Annotated in this window: 1 protein-coding gene; it reads left to right on the top strand. The window is 70.8% G+C overall.

Translation table 11 applies throughout. The annotated features are described in order from the left end of the window. A partial coding sequence (locus tag Q5762_RS36680; protein ID WP_315896658.1) for a biotin carboxylase N-terminal domain-containing protein occupies positions 1–1,746 on the top strand: 1,746 nt, incomplete at both ends.

Here is a 1,746-nt window from a genome sequence, read left to right on the forward strand (position 1 = left end):
TGCGCAAGGTGCTCATCGCCAACCGTGGCGAAATCGCTGTCCGCGTCGCCCGGGCGTGCCGGGATGCCGGGATCGCGAGCGTAGCCGTCTACGCCGAGCCGGACCGGGACGCGTCGCATGTCCGCGCGGCCGACGAGGCGTTCGCTCTGGGCGGTGACACCCCGGCCGCGTCCTATCTCGACATGGTCAAGGTGCTGCAGGCGGCGAAGGATTCGGGTGCGGACGCGATCCACCCGGGTTACGGCTTCCTCTCCGAGAACGCCGACTTCGCCCAGGCCGTCCTGGATGCCGGTCTGACCTGGATCGGCCCGCCGCCGCAGGCCATCCGTGATCTCGGTGACAAGGTCGCCGCCCGGCACATCGCGCAGCGGGCCGGTGCCCCGCTGGTCGCGGGCACGCCCGACCCGGTCTCGGGTGCGGACGAGGTCGTGGCGTTCGCGCGGGAGCATGGTCTGCCGATCGCGATCAAGGCCGCGTTCGGTGGCGGCGGGCGCGGGCTGAAGGTCGCCCGCACCCTGGAAGAAGTCCCCGAGCTGTACGACTCCGCGGTCCGTGAGGCGGTCGCGGCGTTCGGGCGGGGCGAGTGCTTCGTCGAGCGCTATCTCGACAAGCCCCGGCACGTCGAAACCCAGTGCCTGGCCGACACCCACGGCAACGTGGTCGTGGTCTCCACCCGTGACTGCTCGCTGCAGCGCCGGCACCAGAAGCTGGTGGAGGAGGCCCCCGCGCCGTTCCTGTCGAAGGCGCAGAACGAGCAGCTGTATACGGCGTCGAAGGCGATCCTGAAGGAGGCCGGCTACGTCGGCGCCGGAACGGTCGAGTTCCTCGTCGGCACCGACGGCACGATCTCCTTCCTGGAGGTCAACACCCGTCTCCAGGTCGAGCACCCGGTCACCGAAGAGGTCACCGGCATCGACCTCGTCCGCGAGATGTTCCGGATCGCCGACGGCGAGGAACTCGGCTACGGAGACCCCGCGGTGCGCGGTCACTCCTTCGAGTTCCGTATCAACGGCGAAGACCCCGGCCGCGGTTTCCTGCCCGCCCCCGGCACGGTGACCACGTTCGCGGCGCCGTCGGGCCCGGGTGTCCGTCTGGACGCGGGCGTGGAGTCCGGCTCCGTGATCGGCCCAGCCTGGGACTCGCTGCTGGCGAAGCTGATCGTCACCGGCGCCAGCCGTGAGCAGGCGTTGCAGCGGGCGGCTCGGGCGCTGGCGGAGTTCAAGATCGAGGGCATGGCCACCGCCATCCCCTTCCACCAGGCCGTCGTGGTCGACCCCGCCTTCACCGCGGACCCGTTCACGGTTCACACCCGGTGGATCGAGACCGAGTTCGTCAACGAGATCCCGCCGTTCGCGCCCGCGGGCAGCGACGCGGAGGAGGACGAGACCGGCCGGGAGACGATCGTCGTCGAGGTCGGCGGCAAGCGCCTCGAAGTCTCCCTGCCGTCCTCGCTCGGCATGACGCTGGCCCGCACCGGGCTCGCGGCCGGCGCGAAGCCGAAGCGGCGGGCGGCGAAGAAGTCCGGCCCGACCGCCTCCGGAGACACCCTCGCCTCCCCGATGCAGGGAACGATCGTGAAGGTCGCGGTCGAGGAGGGCCAGGAGGTCAAGGAAGGCGATCTGATCGTCGTCCTGGAGGCCATGAAGATGGAACAGCCCCTCAACGCCCACCGCTCCGGCACCGTCAAGGGCCTGGCCGCCGAAGTCGGCGCCTCCCTCACCTCCGGCGCCGCCATCTGCGAGATCA

Origin of the sequence: Streptomyces sp. P9(2023), from assembly GCF_032436795.1 — a bacterium.
Lineage (GTDB): Bacteria > Actinomycetota > Actinomycetes > Streptomycetales > Streptomycetaceae > Streptomyces.